The 20,033-nt window shown below is 61.2% G+C and carries 17 protein-coding genes; 4 read left to right on the plus strand and 13 right to left on the minus strand.

What is annotated here, in order from left to right; translation table 11 throughout:
* Window positions 1-11: 11 nt before the first annotated feature.
* From B5527_RS20365 to B5527_RS20395, 8 genes are all read right to left on the minus strand, one after another.
* Complete coding sequence (locus B5527_RS20365; protein WP_079603121.1) at window positions 12-3,227, minus strand: efflux RND transporter permease subunit; 3,216 nt, start codon at window positions 3,225-3,227, stop codon at window positions 12-14.
* An 847-nt stretch (window positions 3,228-4,074) separates the two neighbouring features.
* Window positions 4,075-4,881, minus strand: coding sequence for an MBL fold metallo-hydrolase (locus tag B5527_RS20370; RefSeq protein WP_079603122.1), 807 nt, complete (start codon window positions 4,879-4,881; stop codon window positions 4,075-4,077).
* A complete protein-coding gene (locus tag B5527_RS20375; RefSeq protein WP_079603123.1) occupies window positions 4,878-5,669 on the minus strand; it encodes a TatD family hydrolase in 792 nt (263 codons plus the stop codon). The genes B5527_RS20370 and B5527_RS20375 overlap by 4 nt, the downstream gene beginning before the upstream one ends.
* 12 nt (window positions 5,670-5,681) lie before the next feature.
* Window positions 5,682-7,331 carry a methionine--tRNA ligase gene (metG, locus tag B5527_RS20380; protein ID WP_245332668.1) on the minus strand — a complete coding sequence of 550 codons (1,650 nt, stop codon included), beginning with the start codon at window positions 7,329-7,331 and terminating at the stop codon, window positions 5,682-5,684.
* Window positions 7,306-7,611, minus strand: a complete 306-nt coding sequence (locus tag B5527_RS46465) for a hypothetical protein (RefSeq protein WP_245332669.1) — start codon at window positions 7,609-7,611, stop codon at window positions 7,306-7,308. Before B5527_RS46465 ends, metG begins: the two co-directional genes overlap by 26 nt.
* A gap of 33 nt (window positions 7,612-7,644) precedes the next feature.
* A complete protein-coding gene (locus B5527_RS20385; RefSeq protein WP_079603124.1) occupies window positions 7,645-8,691 on the minus strand; it encodes a DNA polymerase III subunit delta' in 1,047 nt (348 codons plus the stop codon).
* Window positions 8,688-9,374, minus strand: coding sequence for a dTMP kinase (gene tmk / locus B5527_RS20390; protein ID WP_079603125.1), 687 nt, complete (start codon window positions 9,372-9,374; stop codon window positions 8,688-8,690). The genes B5527_RS20385 and tmk overlap by 4 nt, the downstream gene beginning before the upstream one ends.
* Window positions 9,375-9,376: 2 nt before the next feature.
* The gene (locus tag B5527_RS20395; RefSeq protein WP_079607396.1) at window positions 9,377-10,633 is read right to left on the minus strand and encodes a D-alanyl-D-alanine carboxypeptidase family protein; all 1,257 of its coding nucleotides are present in this window, start codon (window positions 10,631-10,633) and stop codon (window positions 9,377-9,379) included.
* A gap of 161 nt (window positions 10,634-10,794) precedes the next feature.
* Here B5527_RS20395 and B5527_RS20400 point away from each other — a divergent pair, with 161 nt between their 5' ends.
* Entirely contained in the window at window positions 10,795-11,739 is a 945-nt protein-coding gene (locus tag B5527_RS20400) for an alpha/beta fold hydrolase (RefSeq protein ID WP_079603126.1), read from the plus strand.
* Here B5527_RS20400 and B5527_RS20405 read toward each other — a convergent pair.
* The 4 genes from B5527_RS20405 to B5527_RS20420 form a co-directional block, all read right to left on the minus strand.
* A complete protein-coding gene (locus tag B5527_RS20405) occupies window positions 11,733-12,671 on the minus strand; it encodes a septal ring lytic transglycosylase RlpA family protein (protein ID WP_079603127.1) in 939 nt (312 codons plus the stop codon). The two genes, B5527_RS20400 and B5527_RS20405, sit on opposite strands and share 7 nt — an antisense overlap.
* A gap of 683 nt (window positions 12,672-13,354) precedes the next feature.
* Entirely contained in the window at window positions 13,355-13,873 is a 519-nt protein-coding gene (locus tag B5527_RS20410; RefSeq protein WP_154072405.1) for a hypothetical protein, read from the minus strand.
* A 354-nt stretch (window positions 13,874-14,227) separates the two neighbouring features.
* Complete coding sequence (locus B5527_RS20415; protein WP_172842614.1) at window positions 14,228-15,211, minus strand: ABC transporter substrate-binding protein; 984 nt, start codon at window positions 15,209-15,211, stop codon at window positions 14,228-14,230.
* 88 nt (window positions 15,212-15,299) lie between these two features.
* Window positions 15,300-15,566, minus strand: a complete 267-nt coding sequence (locus B5527_RS20420; protein WP_245332670.1) for a hypothetical protein — start codon at window positions 15,564-15,566, stop codon at window positions 15,300-15,302.
* Between the two features lie 730 nt (window positions 15,567-16,296).
* On the opposite strand from B5527_RS20420, the gene B5527_RS20430 reads away from it, so the two are divergent.
* The gene (locus B5527_RS20430; protein ID WP_154072406.1) at window positions 16,297-16,596 is read left to right on the plus strand and encodes a hypothetical protein; all 300 of its coding nucleotides are present in this window, start codon (window positions 16,297-16,299) and stop codon (window positions 16,594-16,596) included.
* A 41-nt stretch (window positions 16,597-16,637) separates the two neighbouring features.
* Complete coding sequence (locus tag B5527_RS20435; protein WP_079603133.1) at window positions 16,638-16,946, plus strand: hypothetical protein; 309 nt, start codon at window positions 16,638-16,640, stop codon at window positions 16,944-16,946.
* A gap of 566 nt (window positions 16,947-17,512) precedes the next feature.
* On the opposite strand, the gene B5527_RS20440 is transcribed toward B5527_RS20435, so the two are convergent.
* Window positions 17,513-18,496, minus strand: coding sequence for an ABC transporter substrate-binding protein (locus B5527_RS20440; RefSeq protein WP_172842615.1), 984 nt, complete (start codon window positions 18,494-18,496; stop codon window positions 17,513-17,515).
* 588 nt (window positions 18,497-19,084) lie between these two features.
* On the opposite strand from B5527_RS20440, the gene B5527_RS20445 reads away from it, so the two are divergent.
* On the plus strand, window positions 19,085-19,813 hold the full coding sequence (locus B5527_RS20445) for a hypothetical protein (RefSeq protein ID WP_079603135.1): 729 nt from the start codon (window positions 19,085-19,087) through the stop codon (window positions 19,811-19,813).
* Window positions 19,814-20,033 lie beyond the last annotated feature (220 nt).

Genomic DNA, 20,033 nt, shown 5'->3' on the forward strand with positions numbered 1-20,033 from the left:
CCCAATAGCAGTCATACGTAGTCCTTCAGCGGCTCGGCTTTGCCGGTTCGCAAAGTGGAATAAAGAAACGGCACGAACAGCAGCGTCGAACAGGTTCCGACCAGGATGCCGCCGAGCACGGCTCGCGCCAGCGCCGCGTTTTGCTCGCTGCCTTCGCCGAGGCCGAGCGCCATCGGGATCAGACCGACGAACATCGCGGCCGCCGTCATCAGCACCGGCCGCAACCGGGTTTCTCCGGCCTTCATCGCAGCTTCCGCGGCACTGCAGCCGGTCTCTTCGCGATACTCGCGTGCGAATGTCACCAGAAGAATGGAGTTCGCGCTGGCGACGCCCACGCTCATGATCGCGCCGAACAACGAGGGAATCGAAAACGTCGTTTGCGTCACAAACAGGCTCATCACGATGCCGCAAAACGCCAGCGGCAGCGCCGCCAGCACGACGAACGGATCACCCCAGGTCTGAAAGTTCACCGCCATCAGCAGGTAAACCGCGATCATCGCGATCGCGAGGCCCATCCCGATGTTCTGGAAGGCGCTGTGCATGTCGGCGATCTGACCGAGCACCGAGATCCGGTCGGGCACCGGCAGATTCTTCTGCTCATCCTGCATGATCTTTTCGATTTCGCTGCTTACCGAGCCAAGGTCGCGATCCTGTACGCTGGCGAAGACATCGTATTTCGGCTGGGTGTTCACGTGATTGACGACCGTCTGCTCCGACTGCCGGCGGAGCTTGGCGATGTTGTTGAACAGCGTGACCACATTCGACTGGCTGGCGTCGCCCGGGTTCGCCGCAGCCGAAACGAACAGCGGGGTATTCCCGACATCCGTCAGCGAATTGTTGCGATATTCGGGCGTTTGAACCCAAAGCTGATAGGGAATGCCGCTCTTGGGATCGGCCCAGAAATTTGGCGTCACCTGAAAGCTGCCGGCCAGCGAGATATTGAGCGTGTTGGCGATCTGCTGCTCGGTCAGGCCGATTTCACCCGCCATCTGACGATCGACATCGGCAAAGAATTCCGGAGCATCGGTGATCTGCTGGATATGAACGTCGACCGCGCCGCGCACGTCGCGTAGCCGCCGCTCGATGTGCTTTGCGACTTCGAGATCCTTGCCGGCATTGCGGCCCGTCACCTGGACATCGATCGGCGTCAGCGTGCCGAAATCAAGGATCTGGGTGATGATGTCGGAAGGCTGAAAATAAAATATCGTGTCCGGGTATGTTTCGCGCAATACCTTGCGCAGCGTCTTGCGGTACGAGTCGGTCGGAGCATGCCCCTCCTTCAGCGAAATCAGGATCTGGCCGTCGTTGTTCGAAACGAACGATCCATCGCCGAATGCAAAATTGTAGTTGCTCGCCGGCAGCCCGATGTTGTCCAGGATCAGTCCGAGATCGTTCGGCTTGATCACCTTGCGGATGGTATCCTCGACGGCTGCAAAGGTTTGCTCGGCCGACTCGATGCGCATCCCTGGCCGCGTACGGACATGCAGCGTCAACTCCCCGGCATCGATCTGCGGAAAGTAATCCTGACCGACGAAGTTAAAGAGTACGGCACCGAATGCGAAAACGACACCGACGACGGCGAGCGTTGCGATCCGATGCGCGATGACAATGCGTAACAGTCCGAGGTAGCCGCCGTGAAACCGGGCGAACCAGCGTTCGAAGCCGGCGTGAAACCGCGCAAAGAATCCCGGCTGGCGTTTGGCCGTCTCATCGTGCCGGCCGTGGTTTTCGCCAAAACGCCGGTCGTATTCCGTCTTGACGAGCACATCGATGAAGATCGGAACGACGGTTCGCGACAGCAGATAGGAAGTGAGCATCGCGAACACCACCGCAAGCGCCTGCGGCGTGAACAGGAACTTCGGCGTATCGGTCAGGAACAGGACCGAGACAAAGGCCGCGCAGATTGCAAGCGTCGAGATCAGGGCCGGCTTGGCAATTCCCGCTGCGCCCTCCACCACCGATTGCCGGAATGGATGCCCCTCCTCCATCAGACGGTAGGTGTTTTCGATCGCCACGGTGGCATCGTCGACGAGAATGCCGACCGCAAGTGCAAGACCACCCAGCGTCATGATGTTGATGGTTTGGCCGAGTAGCGCCAGCACCGAGAGCGAGGTCAGGATCGAGAGCGGAATGGAGATCAGGATCACGAGCGTTGACCGCCACGACCCGAGGAACAGCAGGATCATCAGGCCGGTCAGGGCCGCGGCGATCACGGCCTCGCGCACGACATCGGCGATGGCACCGGAGACAAAGACCGACTGGTCGAACAGCAGATCGACCTTGGCGCCTTCCGGAGCGGCGGCGCGGATTTGCGCCAGGAATCCCTTGACGTTGTTGACAACCGACAAGGTCGAGGCCTCGCCGTTTTTCAGGATCGTCAGCAAAATCGAGCGGTGGCCGTTGGCGCGCACGATGTTCTGCTGCGGCGGCGCGCCATCCCGTACGTAGGCGATGTCACGCACGAGAACAGGCGATCCCGCTACCACCTTGATCGGCAATACGTTGAGTGCCGAAATCGCTTCAGGGGCTGAATTCAGCCGGATCGGAAACTGCCAGTCGCCGATCTTGGACTGACCTGACGGCACGGTCAGATTTTGTGCCGAAATCGCGTTGGTCACGTCGAGCGGCGTGAGGCCGTAGCCTTGCAGCGCATGCATGTCCAGATCGACCATGATCTGGCGCGGCGCGCCGCCATAGGGCGACGGCAGGGTCGAACCCGGCACCTGCGTGAGGGTCTGACGAATGCGATATTGCGCGAAGTCGTAGAGCTGTGCCTCGCTTTGTTTTTCAGACGACAGCGCGAGTTGGACCACCGGCACCGACGACGCGGAAAACCGCATGATGACCGGCGGCTGAATTCCGGGCGGCATGGCGGCCCGGATCGAATTCATCGCGGAAACGACCTGGGAAATTGCCAGATCGATCGACACGCGTTGATCGAAATAGACCTTCTCGATCGCCACGCCCTGCAGCGTCGTGCTTTCCATCCGTTTGATGTTGTTGACGTTGTTGGAAAGCGAAAACTCGCTATAGGTCGTGATCCGCTGCGCCATGTCGGTGGTGTCGAGACCGGTGTAGGTCCAGACCACGACGACAACGGGAATATCGACCGTCGGCAGCACGTCCTTCGGCATCACAACGATGGCACCGACGCCGCCCAGCATCATCAGCAGACACAACACGTAAAACGTGACGCGGAACTTTAGCGCGTATTTGACGAGGCCCATGTCTGCAAGTCGCCCCAGCAGCTGAAGGTCGGTTTGATAGTCAGCCCTCTCCTTACGGAGTCCGCAGATGGTGCGCCGCACAACTTCTTGTGAGGGGCTGGTTACTTACTTTTGTGACGCGCGAGGGCGGCTGTTTTCAGCGGACAGGGGCTTGAGACACGCTGCATTGCTAAGTGTTGCCAATAATGTCTTTTCGCGCACTGCCAAGGTCGGTTCACAGAGCACAAATTTCCATGGCTTCGCGATCTCGCCGCATATTTGCGCGAGGTTTGCCATCATTATTGGCCCTCTCCAATCAGAGGGCGCAGGGAATGCCGGATGCCCGATGCACCCGCAGCCTCGTGTGCGCTATGGGTAGTGAGTATGCACACGAGTATTCACAGCGAGTCACCGGAATCACCCGGCATTCCCCGCGCAATGGTTTACGGCTTATACCGTGCTCTCCCCGGTGATCGGCTTTCTTGCCACCGTCGCCGGCGGAGTTGCCTCCACCGACTTGACACCAGCGTCGGGGTGTCAGGACCACACGTCTTCGCCGTCCGCCTCAAGCACCCTCGTCAGGAGTACCATCCGCGTCCACCGCATCCCGCCCCGCGCTGGTGACGTTGCGCAACGCCCCTCTGAGTGGGACTGGATGGCGGTGAATATAGACGTGATTTGGGTCTTCGGAAAAACAGAATATTTTTTCAAAAGGGGCTGGACAAGCAAGTGACAAGGCCGGTCGCTGATTTGCCCGCCAGGCAAAGCAACCCGTCATGCAACAGATCGCGGGATGGGTTGAGCGCCTCGCGAAAACCTGTCATCGGGCGCATTCGCGCGACCCGTTGACCCACGCAACGACTCCGGATCACTCCACCTGATCCAGCATCAACCGCATCCCGTCATAGGCCGGGACGACGTTCGGCGGCAGGCTCTGACGCAGCACCTCGTAGTCCAGATCGGAATGCATGTTGGTGATGATGGCGCGGCGCGGCTTGAAGCAGTCGATCCATGCCAGCGCGTCGCTGACGCTGAAATGGCTGGGGTGACCGGCATAGCGCAGCCCGTCGATGATCCAGAGCTCGAGGTTTTCCAGGAAAGGCCAGCTCTCGCGCGGGATGTCGTTGACATCAGGCGTATAGGCGGCATCGCCGATCCGGTAACCCAGCGCCGGAATGTTGCCGTGCTGCACGAGGAACGGCGAAACCGCCAGCGGACCGCCCTTCCCTTCGATCGTGCGGCTTTCACCGGCCTCGATTTCATGATGGTCCAGGATCGGCGGATAGTCGCTGCCCGGCGGCGACACGAAGCAATATGAAAACCGCAGCAGGATATGATCCGCGGTCGATCGGTTCAGGTAGACCGGAATCCGCCGGCGCTGATGCAGCACGACGGAGCGGAGATCGTCGATCCCGTGGGTCTGATCGGCATGCTCATGGGTCAGAAACACCGCGTCGATGTGATCGACGTCGGCGTCGATCAACTGCTCGCGCAGATCGGGCGCGGTATCGATCAAGACCCGCGTCACGCCGCGATCCCCCGTGCGCTCGGCCAGCAGCGAGCAGCGGCGGCGGCGGTTCTTCGGATTGCCGGGATCGCACGCCCCCCAGCCCAGCGCGGGACGCGGAACGCCGGCCGAAGACCCGCAGCCGAGGATCGTCAAAGCCAGCGTCATGCGATCGTTTCCGGTGATGGCACCTTGCTGAACAGGCGGAAGAAGTTTTCGGTGGTCTGACGTGAAAGCTCCTCGAGCGAAACCCCGCGGGTCTCCGCCAGCACCTTGGCGATTTCAACCACATAGGAGGGCTCGTTACGCTTGCCGCGAAATTTGCCCGGTGCCAGATACGGCGCATCGGTCTCGACCATGATGCGGTCGGCCGGAAGCTCCGCTGCGAGGTCGCGCAAGGCTTGCGACTTCTTGAAGGTCAAAATCCCCGTGAATGAAATCGAAAGTCCCAACGAGATCGCCTTCATCGCCAGTTCGCGCCCGCCGGTATAGCAATGCAACACCGCGCGAAACGATCCTTTTTTCATTTCATCTTCGAGAATGCGGCCGCAAGCCTCGTCCGCGTCACGGGTATGGATGACCAATGGCAGGCCGGTAGCGCGGGCGGCGGCAATGTGCGCCCGAAAGCCCCGCTCCTGCGCTTCGGGCGAGCCGTTCTCATAAAAATTATCCAGCCCCGCCTCGCCGAGCGCGACGACTTTGGGATGCCGCGTCAGCTTGATCAACTCGTCCGCGGGGATCCCGTCTTCTTCGTCGGCGTGATGCGGATGGGTGCCGACGGAGCAATAGACGTTCGGAAACCGCTCCGATATCGCCAGCAACGCGCCCAGCCGCCTTACCCGCGTCGAGATGGTGACGATGCGTCCGATGCCCGCGGCCGCGGCCCGCGCCACGATGCCGTCGAGATCGTCGGCGAAGTCAGGAAAATCCAGGTGGCAATGGCTGTCGACAAGCATCCGCTGCCCCGTTCAAGCCGCCGGCGGTTCGATATAGCGCGGGAAGACGCCAACCGGCGGCGGCAGCCTGGTGCCCGGCTTGATCCGCGTTGCGCCGCCGAGTGCCGCGAAGTCGCGCGCGTCCTCGGGGATGCCGAGGCTGTCCAGCAGCTTCGCGGCGGAGGCCGGCATCACCGGTTGCGCCAGAATGGCGACCTGTCTGACGACCTCGGCGGTCACGTAGAGCACGGTGCGTTGACGCGGCGGATCGGTTTTCGCCAGCGCCCATGGCGCCTCGCCCGCGAAATAGCGATTGGCTTCCGCCACCACGGCCCAGACCGCATTGAGCGCCTGGTGAATCTGCTGCGTCGCCATTGCGGTGCGTGCCAGCGCAATCATGCCGTCGGCCTCTGCAAGGATCGCCTTGTCGTTGTCGGTGAAGGCACCGGGCTCAGGCAGCACGCCGTCATACTGCTTGGCGATCATCGACAGCGAGCGCTGCGCCAGATTGCCGAGATCGTTGGCAAGGTCGGCGTTGATGCGTGCGACGATTGCTTCGTGATTATAATTGCCATCCTGTCCGAACGGCACCTCGCGCAGGAAGAAATAGCGAACCTGGTCGACGCCGTATTGGTCGGCGAGATTGAAGGGATCGACGACGTTGCCGACCGACTTCGACATCTTTTCGCCGCGGCTGAACAGGAAGCCGTGGGCGTAGACCCGCTTTTGCACGGGAATGCCTGCCGACATCAGGAAGGCCGGCCAGTACACCGCGTGAAAACGGATAATGTCCTTGCCGATGATATGCACGTCGGCGGGCCAATAGCGCCAGTTCGGATCGCCCTCGTCGGGAAAGCCGACGCCGGTGATGTAGTTGGTCAGGGCGTCGACCCAGACATACATGACATGCTCGGGGTCGCCGGGAACCTTGACGCCCCAATCGAAGGTCGTCCGCGAAATCGACAGATCCCGCAATCCGCCTTTGACGAAGCTGACAACTTCGTTCTTGCGCGAGTCAGGTCCGATGAAATCGGGCTGATTGGCGTAGAGCGCGAGCAGCTTGTCCTGGTAGGCGGACAATTTGAAGAAATAGCTCTTCTCTTCGACCCATTCGACCGGCGTGCCCTGCGGCCCGCGACGCACGTTGTCCTCGCCGACAACGGTCTCGTCTTCGGCGTAATAGGCCTCCTCGCGCACCGAATACCAGCCGGCATAACTGTCGAGATAAATATCGCCGTTGGCAGCCATGCGCCGCCAGATTTCCTGGCTGGAGCGATGGTGCTGTTCTTCCGTGGTGCGGATGAAGCGGTCGAACGAGACGTTGAGACGCTGGTCCATGTCCTTGAAGCGCTGGGCGTTGCGGGTGGCCACTTCCAGCGTGGGCAGCTTCTCGGCCTCCGCGGTCTGGGCCATCTTCAAGCCGTGCTCGTCGGTCCCGGTTAGAAAAAACACGTCCTTGCCGTCGAGGCGTTGAAACCGCGCCAGCGCATCGGTCGCGATCGCCTCGTAGGCGTGGCCGATATGCGGCACGCCATTTGGATATGCGATAGCGGTCGTGATGAAATAGACGTTTCCACGCGATGGAGCTGACGCAGGCGCTGCTGTGGTGCCGGCCTTCGTTTTCGAGGAGCCGGGTTTCGGCTTCGCGTTGGTCTTTTTAACAACGCGCGTTTGCTTCGGCACCGAAACGGGTTTCTTCGATTTTGTTTTCTTCGCCGACTTCCCGGCCGATTTTTTTGGAGCTTTTTCCGCGGCCGGTTTCGCAGCCGGTTTCCTGGCAGCTTTCTTTGCTGTTTTCCTGGCTGTTTTCTTGGCCGCTTTCTTGGCTTTCTTTGCGGCGGGCCTGCTTTTCGTACGCTTTTTCGAAGCCGCGGCCCTGGCCGCGCTTGGCGATACCTTCTTCGCCTTTTTCTTCTTCGAAGGTTTTTTTCTTAAGGCCACCACGAATTCCTTTATGGCTCAAACGAATTGTCGGGATTGAGGGTCGGCGGAGCGCTTACCGCGTTGCTTCCGCAAGCAGCCCGAACACCGAGAAAACCAGCGGCTTTCGCTCGAGATTGTATTCAGCGGTGTCGCGCGCGGTGCGGTTGATCTTTTCCCATACCTCCGCCAGCCGTGCAAGGCGGGGAAGGTTGGCATTGGCATTGGCCTCGTCGGCCCGCAGCCGTTCGCTCACCCAGCGATCGATGCTGTCGATGAAGGCCGCCAGCGCCACCCGGTCGCTGCCGCCAAGCGCGTCGCCCAGCGCATGGAGTTCGCGCGGATCGACCCGCGGCAGGGTCGCCAGCAGCGCCGCGGTCCGCTGGTGAAGTTTGACGGCGTCGCCGCCGAGGAGGGTCAGCGCGCGCGCGACACTCCCCTCCGCCGCTTCCGCTGCCTCCGCCAGGGCGGGATCGTCGACCGCGACATTGGCGGCCTGGGCCGCGGCGCGAACGACGTCGTCGGTTGCGAGCGGCCGCAGCAGCAATTTTCGGCAACGTGAAAGGATCGTCGGCAGCACCCGCGCCGGCGCATGGCTGACCAGAAGGAACAGCGATTGTTGCGGCGGCTCTTCCAAAACCTTGAGCAGCGCGTTGGCCGCGTTGGGATTGAGTTCATCGACGGTATCGACGATGCAGACCCGCCAGCCCTCCACCGCCGCGGTCGAGCCGAAAAACGCAATGGTTTCCCGGGTCTCGTCGACGGTGATCACCGTCCGCATCACGCCCTTGTCGTTGAGGGTCCGTTCCAGCGTCAGCAGCCCGCCATGGGCGCCCGCCGCGACATGGCGCGCCACCGGATCGGACGGATCGACGTTCAACGTCGCGGCATGCTGCACGTCGGGCGCGCCGGGATTGCGATGCGCGAGCACGAACCGCGCCATGCGATAGGCCAGCGTCGCCTTGCCGATTCCTGCCGCGCCCCCGATCAGCCAGGCGTGCGGAATACGGCCGCTGCGGTAGGCGTTGAGCAGCGCCGTCTCGGCTTCGCGATGCCCGAACAGCGCGCTGGTTTCGCGCGGATGAACGGCTGCAATTTGCGGTTCGACCTGACGGGCGCTCATGCCGAGACCACGTTGCTGCCGGCTGCGAACAAACGGTCGCGCAAGGCGGCCCATACATTGGCAGCAACCGTGCCGGCGTCGGCGTTGGCATCGATCAGCACGCATCGCTCCGGCTCGGCGGCGGCGATCTGCCGGTAGGCGTCGCGCAAGTCCTGATGAAACCTGATGTCCTCCGCCTCGAACCGGTCGGGTGCGCGGGTGCCGCGGCGTGCCGCCGCGCGCTGCATGCCGACCTCCACCGGGACATCGAGAATGATGGTCAGGTCCGGCTTGAGATCGCCGATGGTGACCCGCTCCATGGCGTTGAGAAACTCCGGCGCGACCTTCCCCAGCCTGCCCTGATACACCCGCGTCGAATCCGAAAACCGGTCGCACAGCACCCATATTCCCTGATTGAGCGCGGGCTCAATGACGGTACGCACGTGATCGTCGCGCGCCGCCGCAAACAGCAGCGTTTCCGCGTCGGGGCCCAGGAGTTTGCCCATGCCGGACAACACGAGATGCCGGATGATTTCGGCGCCTGGGGATCCGCCGGGCTCGCGCGTGACGATAGCGCGCAGTTTTGCTGCGCCCAGGCGTTCGGCGAGCGTCTTGATTTGGGTGGATTTGCCCGATCCCTCGCCGCCCTCAAAGGTGATGAATCGTCCGCGCCCGGGAGATTTTTTGACCGCTGCTTCGGCCATCGTCAGAGCTTCTCGACGCCCAGGCGAAACGCTCCGATCACGAGTTCGCTGACACCGTCGATCGCCCGCCGCACGGTCGACCCCTTGCCGACCGATTCAGCCGCGTAAACCGGCGCCTCCACGGCGATGTTGGAACCGCGCCAGACCTTGACCATGCCCACCTGCTGTCCGGATTCGATCGGCGCACGCACCGGGCCAGTATAGACCACCCGGGCGATCAATTTGTCGGTGCCGTTTTTCTGCACCATCACCTTGATCGGTTCGGGGCTGGCGAGCATGACCGAGCGGCTATCGCCGCCAAACACCTTGGCGTAGCCGACCGGCTGCTGCGCCGCGAACAGGGTTCGCGCTTCGAAATTGCGAAATCCCCATTCGAGCATTTTCTTCGCTTCGGAGTTGCGGTCATCGGGATCGTCGAGGCCGTTGATGACGACGATCAGCCGCATGCCGTTCTGCACGGCCGAGCCGACCATGCCGTAGCCGCCCTCCTTGCTGTAACCGGTCTTGAACCCGTCGGCGCCTTCGAGCGAGAGCAAAAGCGGATTGCGGCTCTGCTGCCGGATCTTGTTCCAGGTGAATTCGCGCTCGCCGAACAATTTGTAGAAGTCGGGATAGGTCTGGATGATGTAGCGCGCGAGCTTTGCCAGCTCACGCACGCTCATCTTGTTGCCGGGATCGGGCAGACCGCTGGAATTGGCGAAGGTCGATTGCGTCAAGCCGAGTTCGCGGGCGCGCTTGGTCATCATGTCCGCGAAGTCGTGCTCATTGCCGGCGATGCCTTCCGCCAGGATCATGCTGGCGTCGTTGCCGTTCTGGATGGTGGCGCCGTGCAGGAGGTCGTCCACGGAAATCTTGCTGTGAATCGCCGCAAACATCGTCGGCCCGCCCGCAGGCGCGCCGCCCCTGCGCCAGGCGTTTTCGCTGACTTGATATTCGTCGGTCAGTTTGACATCGCCCTGCTTGATGGCATGGAACACCGTTTCCAGGGTCATCAGCGTCATCATGCTGGATGGCGCCCGCAACTCATCGGCGTTCTTCTCGAACAGGACGCTGCCGCTGTCGGCTTCGATCAGAATCGCGGTCGGTGCATCGCCGTCGAAACCGCCTTCGTCCTTCTTGGCGCCCTGCACGCTGTTGTTGGCGGCGTACACCATGCCGCTCCACCCCACGGCGACGACGACAACCGCCGCCATCAGGCCGCGCCAGAAGCGTCCCGTCGCGGACCCGCCGTCGCGGGAGGGTAATGTTTCGATTGCCATCGGCGATACCATGAGCCCGGCGTTCTAACAGTTGGAAGTATCGCAAACAACACGGGTTTTGGACGTGCTCCCGGGGCCGATCCGATTGCGGCGCTGGCCGAACAAACTTATCGTGTCACGTCTGATACGCAACCCAATCTCTGAAACAAGGCGGAAAAGCGATGACATCCTCACGCACGGTTTCTGCCAACGGAATCGAGATTTTTCTGCTCGAACAAGGCCAGGGCCCGCTGGTCCTGCTGTGCCACGGCTGGCCGGAACTGTCCTATTCCTGGCGGCGTCAGATCCCCGCGATTGCGGCTGCCGGTTTCCATGTCGCAGCACCGGATATGCGGGGGTTTGGCCGCACCTGCGCGCCGGCCGACATCGACGCCTACAGCATCTTCGATTCAGTCGGCGACATGGTGGCGCTGGTTGCCGCACTCGGAGAAAAGCAGGCGGTCATTGTCGGCCATGACTGGGGCGCGCCCGTGGCCTGGCACGCCGCGATGTTTCGGTCAGACGTTTTCACGGCCGTTGCCGGGCTCAGCGTTCCCCCGCCCTTCCGGGGCCGCGCTCGTCCGCTGGACACTTTGCGCGAAAGCGGGATCGCCAATTTCTATTGGCAATACTTTCAGACGCCCGGCGTCGCCGAACGCGAATTCGAGCGCGATGTCGAGCTGACCATGCGAACCCTGCTGGGGCGCGGCTTCTCCGATCCCTCCGCCTCGCTGTTCATCGAAGAGGGCAAGGGATTTCTCGGCGTTCCCGCCGATCGGCCGTTGCCGGATTGGCTCAGCGAAGCTGATCTGGCTTTTTTCACCGAGGCCTACCGGACATCCGGCTTCCGCGGCGGGCTCAACTGGTATCGCAACATCGACCGCAACTGGGAACTGACCGCGCCATGGCAAGGCGCGCAAATCCATCAGCCGTCCCTGTTCATCGCGGGATCGAAGGATTCCGTCATCACCGGCCTGATCGGCGCCAAGCGCGTGGCCGATATGGAGCGGGTTCTGCCGAACCTGCGACAGAAGCTCATCATCGACGGCGCCGGCCACTGGATTCAGCAGGAACGGCCCGACGAGGTCAACGCGGCCTTGATCGGGTTTCTCAAAGCGACTCAGTAGAGGCCGCGGCCGGCCAGCAATTCGCTGGGGCCGCGCGGATCGATCGGCGCATAGGCCGAAACCGGGCTGACGTCAGGCGCATAACGATCGTCATTTTCGTACGACACCGCGCGCGGATTCTCGAGGACACGGCCGGCCGAACGCGAGCGGGCCGAGGCTGATATCTCCGAGGTCGCCGATATCGAGGCCATGTCGGCCGACGCATTGCCGAGGCTATAGGGCCGCCCCTCCGGCATCGGAACCTCGCCTCGGATCCGACGGCCGGACGAAGCAATTTCCGGAACGAAGGAACGGGCGGAGGCCAGCCGGACCAGCGACGGCGATGGCGCCGGCACGCCGGTGCGCAAGGTTGCGATCAGCTGACGGTCGTCGGAACCTTCGAGCGGCGCCCGGCCGACATATTCGACCCGGACGCGCGCCACGCCATTGCCTTTGAATTCAAGGAGTTCGGCGGCTTTGTTCGAGACGTCGATGAGCCGATTGCCGTGGTACGGCCCGCGGTCGTTGACGCGAACGATCAGCGATTTGCCGTTGCCGAGATTGGTCACGCGCGCATAACACGGCATCGGAAGGGTCGGATGGGCGGCGGTCAGCGAGGCCATGTCGAACACTTCGCCATTGGCGGTGAGACGGCCGTGGAAATCATCGCCATACCAGGACGCGAGCCCCTCCTCGCGATAGTTGACGTCCTCTTCGGGCACGTAGACCCGACCGCCGACAACATAGGGCTTGCCGACGCGATAGGTGCCGCCGCCCTTCGGCACGGGTTCACCGAAAGCAACGACGCGGGGGCTGCTGGATACGCCATATCTGGGATCGACCCGGCTGGCGAACTTGCCCGATGAGGCGCAGTTGGCGAGAACGAGGCATGTCGCTACCGCAGCTACGCCTCGCGCTGCCCGGAAAACCGGATCTGACCGTCGAATCCCCATCCGCCCCAATTACCATTCCACCGGCCGCGCGCCTATTCAGGCGCTTGGCGATCCCACGTCCCCAATGCAGATCATTTCTGCATTAACATATGAACATACCGCAGGGGGAACACGGCGGAAATGGGGAGAGCGCCGGCGTAGTGAATCAATGGTTGCCGCCAGCCGCTGTGGAAGCCCGGGCTGACGGCGCTTGCTGCTTGCCGGCTGGACCACCTGTTGCATCAAATCATCAGTCAGCGCCGATTTTCGATTCGGACAAGGAATCCTTTTGACTGTGCGGCCTGCCCTGGCGTTCTCTCCGCCCCGGGCTGCAACGGGAAGAACTGCGATGATTGAGACGGTTACGGCGTTTTTGGGCGTGATAAGCGCCGGTATTTTCCTTGCCCATGCTTTTGACGGCTTCCGCTCAAGGGCCTGATCGGGAGCCACGCATCACCTCTTTCAAAAAGCCGATTCCGAAATCTTTAATCAATTCGGACGAGCGTCGAGAATGGCAGGTGTATCATGCGCAACCACGACTTTGTTTCTGACGGTTTTCTTGCGCTGACGGCGGCCGGCCTTGTGCTGCTCTGCTCTAGCTTGCTCGCTTTCGCGCTCAGTTAGCCAGACGCTTTGGGCCGACGCCAATCCGTGCGGTCCCGGGTTATTTCGCGGGAATTGCGGCGATCGCCGATCGCCGATCGTCAGCGAGACAGTTGCAGCGGCGGCGCGAGCGGCGCTCCGCCCGTGGAGACTGCGCCGGACGGTTTGACCGCGGCTTGCTTGGTTAGATCGGGTTTCTTTCGCGGAACCGGCCTGACGCCGTGCGGTGCAGGCAACGGGATTGCCGCCTGTGCCGATGTGACCGGCCGCTGCAGCAGATCCAGTTTTCCTGAAAGCGCCGAGACCTGGTCGGAGAGTCGGTTGATCTCCGCTTGCTGAGCCGCCAACTGCCCTGCAGTCGACTGCAGGGCCGCGACCTGTTGCCGAAGGGCCTCGAAGTCACTTTGCCGAACCGGCTTCTCGGCGGCGGATGAGGCCGATCCCGTCACCGACGCGACGAGCGAAATTACCGAAACATCACGGCCATAGGCTCGCCAAAGAAATCCGGATGCGATGCCTGTTGCCGCAAGCACGATGAAAACGAGAATCGGACGTAGCACCCCGGATTTGGGTTCCTCGTCGGCCGTTTCATAGGAATCGTTGTCGGTTATGTATGTCACCACGAACCCCGCATGCCCGTAACGAATGCAGCATCCGTGTTAATGCGGGATTAACCGTTGTCGGGCCGGGCGTAATCAAGTGTTTTTCGTATAGACGGAAGTGAGAAGATCGACTCTGATTTCGCAGGGCTTATTTGGATCGGTCACGCAGGGGTTTTTGGTATAGGCACCACGTTGCAAATTTCGCACGGCCAACAATTGCAAAGGGCCGAACTCGGACGTTGTCGCGCGTCACTCGATGTCCGCTCTGCCCCCTGATAAACAGACGTCGAGCAGCCCGGTCGCCACGTCCGTTTAGTGCCAGAAGCTGACTCATGCATCGCAGCAAAATGACGTGCTTGAATTCTTGGTGCTTCATTCGAGCAACGCGTCGGCGCCCAGGATCATTCCGGGCGGTATTTCGAGCCCGAGCGCCTTGGCCGTTTTGAGGTTGACGACCATCTCTAGCTTGGTTGGCTGCTCAACCGGCAGGTCTGCCGGCTTCACCCCCTTCAGGGTCTTGTCCACATAAACCGCAACCCGCACAGAGACATCATCCAGGACGGGTCCGTAGCTCATCAGCCCGCCCGCTTCCGCGTACATCTTCCAGCCATAGATCGACGGGAGGCGGCGCCGTAATGCAAACCCAACGATCTTTTGGCGGTTGAAATTCTTGAGCGCGTCGGGAAACGCGATTAGCCCGTCACACTTGCCCTGCGCGATCACGGCGAATGCCGGCTCGAAGTCGTCATCGCTCCCGACATCGAAATGCTCGATGGCAAGCCCGAGAGCGCGCGCCGCCTCACGCGTTGCTCTCAGTTCCGACGCCTCGCCGGGATGCGAAAGATTGGAGAGAACCGCCACGCGAGTCATGGTCGGCATGGCTTGCTTTAGGAGGTCGACGCGCTTCATCGAAAGGTCGAGCGAGAGGAGTGAAACGCCTGTGACGTTGCCGCCCGGCCGCGCGAAGCTCGCGACGATGCGGGCGTCCACCGGATCGCCGCTGAACAGGAACACCACCGGAACCGGTACGGTACCCGGTCGCCAAGTCCGGAAAGCGGGGCCGCCAGCGACGATGACGTCGACTTGCGCACGCAGCAATTCGTCGGCCAACGCGGGGAATTTGTTGTAATCCCGCCCAGCGTAGCGAACCTCGATGACGAAGTCGCGGCCCTCGCCATAGCCGACAACACCCATTCCCCTAATGAAGCTCTCAAGAAAGATGTCGGGCGGGGAGCTGGATGACAGATATCCAATCCGCGCCGGCTTTGCGCGCCGCTGCGCGCGGGCCGCGAGCGGCCAAGCTGTCGCCGCACCCCCGATAAGCGATATGAACTCGCGCCGCCTTATGCCAAACATCGGGCGTTCCTCTCGCCTTGGCGCCGTTGGTCGGCTTGCCGCACGCTGAACCTGCGGCAGAGCGACCAGCAAGTCCTCGGGATGGCGATCACCAGCGATGGCGATACCCGCGATAGTAGCTAGGTCCGTAGTAGGCGTATGCGGGGCGAATAACGCGCCGATACCCGGGACCAGCATAGTAACCCGACCGGTACCCGCCGTAGTATGCGGGGGCGTAGCCGTAGTTGTAGTACGCTGGGGCGTAGCCGCCGTAATACGCAGGGGCATAGCCGCCATAATAGCCGTAACCCGGTCCGCCATAGTAGCCGTAACCTGGGCCATAGGCGTAGGCACTGGAGGCTATGCCACCAATCACCGCCGCTCCAATTAGTCCGGCCGCGAGTCCAACACCCCAGCCACCACCTCGCCACGCTTGAGCTGGTGACGGGGCCACCAAGGCAGAGACACCGATGGTGGCAGCGGTCGCTAACGCCAATGCTGCTTTCTTCATTTCCGAGGCCTCCGTTGTTCACGGAACATCAACCGACAGTCCGGCTATAGTTTCCCCCCACCGCCGTCGTGCGACAACATGACCTTTCGCTGCCCTTACCAAGGGGCTGGTATCGAGATTGCGCAAATCATGATTGTCATTCGGCCTGAAATATTGCCCTCTAAGCCGGGGGATCGGCGTCCAAAATTGACCCCCGTATTGCCTCATCTGGGAATGTTACCCTGATGGCGCCATTGCGGCTGGTGATCCGATTGACTGATCGACCGCGCCAAGTGGCTTTCCCGGCTTGCGCGACGCGAGGGGCTGTGGGCGGGTCGGGCCCAACCGTCTCGTGTTGCCGGAGTGCGCGCACCGCATGCTTGCGATGCCAGCCCGTCGTCGCGCACAGCGCGTCGAGGATCCGCCCCTTCTCCGCCCGTTTGGCCGACCGGTAACGCTCCGTCACCGCTCCAGCCGGAAGCAATCGGAGCAGTCATGGAGGCAACGAAGTGGCTGAAGCTTTCGATTATCGGCCCTGCCATCGCTCGAAAATGAGCAGCCGCCAAAAAGCGGGAAACGCAAGGCACAGCGGGCGGGACCTATATCAATACCTACGTTGAAAAAACCGTTCTCTGAGATTGACCATCGACCCGTCGCGGCAGGACAAGCATTGGGATGCCGGAAGCTGGCGCGCGATCAACGACGCAGCTTCGATCCTGACGGCGTTGCCGACACCGAGGCCGATCATTTCGGAAATTGCCCGGTCTGCGGGGCATTGGTCGACATGCGCGACCTTGCGCAGATACCAGCCCTCCTTGGTGCGCTCAACGTCCTCAAAGGCTGTGCCTTGCTGAGTTTGCCGCACAGCGTCCCGGGACCTTTCGGCAACCCGCAGCGTTACCGTGACGCGGGATAGAGCCACCTGAGTAATCAGGTACGAGGCTTAAGAGGACACGAATGACAACAACAAAAGCGGAATTGAATAGGTACTTTGAGATGATTGATCGGCGAGTGCCGATTAGGGTCTCTCAGTTCATTCGATGGTTGCGCAAGCCGTCCTCATTTGCAGTTCGTCTGGTCGTTGCATTGCTGCTCATTCTCGGAGGTTTCTTTAGTTTTTTACCTGTCTTGGGCCTCTGGATGCTGCCTCTCGGCCTGCTGTTCATCGCGCAGGACATACCCATATTGCAAAAGCCCCTCGTTAGCGCGTTGGCGTGGGTCGAGGCGAAGTCGGAGCGGCTAAAAGTGAAATGGCGAAACAGGTAACGGTCGATACCGTTAAACACATCAGCCATGATGGTCTCGATTTCCGGAATGAAAGAGGCCGCCAACTGAGGCGGCCTTAGCGCGGCTTTAGTGAGGCTACGACGGCATTCCAGAAGGCATGCTCGTCTGTTTCGTCCACCGCCAAAGCACGCCGAGCCTGCCAAGTGGCATACGTGTAAGCGTTCCGGCCGTCAGTTGGTACCGAACGAACACGATACATTTCCCAGTCGCACGGAAATTTGGTTCGGAGAGATGACTTGCCTGGAAAGGAATCCGAGCACCCCCCGTCACTCCTTCCGAACCACGCAAAGGTCCCTAGCAATATCGAATCTAGGTAAAGAAGAATCGCGAATTCTGGTTTTAGTTTCGTCAGGATTGACTTGAATCTGGATCAATTTGTGATCCCTGGTCTTTCGCGGCTGATGTCCGTTGCGGGGGTCAAAAGCGCCATTTTGAGCTTCGGCCGGTCACTTCCGCTCCACCCCGATGAACAGACATCGTTGCCCTCCGTCGGCATGTCCGAAAAGTGCCACTTTCGGACTCATGCATCGCAGCAATTACTAGCCTTATTCGATCACCTCGTCCGCTCGGAGGAGGATTGAATGCGGCACCGTGAGCCCCAACGTCTGAGCTGTCTTGAGGTTGATCGTCAGTTCATATTTGATCGGCCCCTGCACTGGGAGATTAGCCGGCTTTTCTCCCTTGAGAATGCGATCGATATAGCTGGCCGCACGTCGGTACTGGTCGACCGTGTCGGGACCATAGGAAACGAGACCGCCGTCGGCGACATAGTAGCGGTAGGGATAAGTCGCCGGTAAGTGGTTCTTGTTGGCTGCGGCAATAAATGCCGCGCGGCGTGCGGCGCCGGCTGCCACGGTCGCGATCATTCCTCCGTTGGGAACGCTCGCGAATGCCGTTATCTGGCGCTCCATGTTAGTAACGTCGACAGGGTTGATCGGAATGGGCTCCACCCCCCGTGCGGGCGCCATCGCCTGGATCACCGCAAACTGCCCGATCCCGGGGCCGCGCGTCGGGTCGCGTAGTACAGCGACCCGCGCGGTGCCCGGCGCAATCTCGAGCAGCAAGTCGAGCCACTTACCAGCGAGGCTGTACTCGAACTGTGTGAAGCCCGTGATATTGCCGCCGGGCCTCGCCATGCTCTCGATATAGCCTGACCCGACTGGATCGACGACCTGCACCATCACGATTGGAATGGTGGCCGTCGCCTTCGACAGCTGCTCAATCACAATGTTGCTGGACCCGAGAAGGACGTCGGGCGCGAGCGCGACCACCTCAACTGCGGTTTTTCGCGCGAGCGCGGTATCATTGGCAATCCAATGATAGTCGATCGCAATGGTTTCACCTTTCGTCCAACCTAATGCAGTGAGCGCTTGCTCGAATGCCGCGCTGCGCTTGACTGTTTCGACGTCGTCTGGGGCGAGCGCACCCACAACGACGATGCGCCGCATCGCGCCGGATCGCTGAGCCCGCGCCGCGATCGGCCAAGCCGCCGCGCCACCAATCAAAGAGACGAACTCGCGACGTTTCATTCGACCACCTCGTCGGCAGTCATGAATGAAGCAGGGCCTGCTCTCCCGTGCTTCGGACCGAAAGGATAGCATACCTCAGCAGGGGCGTGAGACTGCTGCGCTGCAAGATTTCAAACCAGCTTATGTCGCAGATGGGTCAAACTCGGAAGTGACCCTGCTTCCTTGGCAAGTCCGTTCTACCCTCAGGAGCGGACATCGCCAGACCAGCCGGTCAGGTCCGTTTAGTGCCAACAGCGGAAGTGGTGGACCACGCGCGCCAGCGTCGGTCGATTGCCCAAAGCTCTTCAACAAGACTTGCCGGACACGAAATCCAATGGTCGGCGAACCGGGAACTCCCAAGGGCTTTGGCCTGCTCCGTTTGCGTCAATTCAAACTCACTGAAGCAGGCAAATCTTTTCAAATTGCGGACACGCCGAAGGGATCCAACGGCCGGACACTAGCAAATTACTGTGATCCGTAAGCGAGTGTGATCCAGGCCGCAGCCGCAACGAGATGGGTCGAGCGATATTCGAACATCATAGACCTTGGGCACTCTCGTTGCCGCAGCGCGGCAGAAGGGGTGAGCGCCCGCAACCATGGAGGTGAAATATGAAGACGGTCATCACTGGTACCGTCAGCGCCTTACTTCTACTCGCTATTATTGGCGCTGGCGCCCAAGCACAGCCATCGAACGTGGCGCAGCCGTCGAACGTGACGCCGGGCGCTTTGGCACGCTTCAAGGTTGAAGCGGTCAGCTTCGACGCTGTCGACGAGACCGGGTGGTTTGATTGGACTGGTCACGACGAAGTCTACGTGGCCATCCACGTCCCCGACCGGCAGATCGCCACCTATAGCCAAATATTCTGGGGTGTTGACTCAGGCGAACGAAGGGACATTCCATCGGATGAGAACTGCATTCTTCCGATCGCTGGCGTGAGTGGGCCGACTACGCTTGACGCCGGCGGTGGCAGGTCGAACCCCGTCGATCGCTGGAGCTGCTCCAACGCCGGCGCTCCCGGTCCGATTTCCTTCACGGTTTGGCTTTACGAGAAGGACGACTGCCCCCCTGTTGTTTCTTGTTTTGACCATGGGACCGTGCCGGGCGGGAGACCCGAACCTCATTCCGAAGATGATCTGCTTGGCTCCCACACGGTGACATACTCCATGGAAGAACTATTGAAACTGCAGGTTGGCGAATCCAAAGTGCAGGGCAGTCTCGTTACAGGCGGTGGCGACAGCAGCACATACGATTTCAATTGGCGCATAACCCGCCTGCCCGATGCAGAGCCCGTTGTGAGTCCGGTAACCCGCCTGCAGAAATCAAGTCCGCGAGAGTAGGATTGTTCGCGCAGCACATCGCCGCGGCAGCGTCATGGAACGCGTGTCGAAGGAAACGAGGTTGCTTACATACGACATCGATGTCGCCTCGGGGTCAGACTCGGACCTCGGGGCGCGTCTGAGCTAGGTCTGTTCATCCCTCAACAAGGGACATGCGGGCGCTGCGGCGTCATGTCCGTTTGGTGCCATAACCGGAAGTCAACCAACCTTGCTCGATTTA

The organism is Bradyrhizobium erythrophlei (assembly GCF_900129425.1).
Taxonomy (GTDB): domain Bacteria; phylum Pseudomonadota; class Alphaproteobacteria; order Rhizobiales; family Xanthobacteraceae; genus Bradyrhizobium; species Bradyrhizobium erythrophlei_C.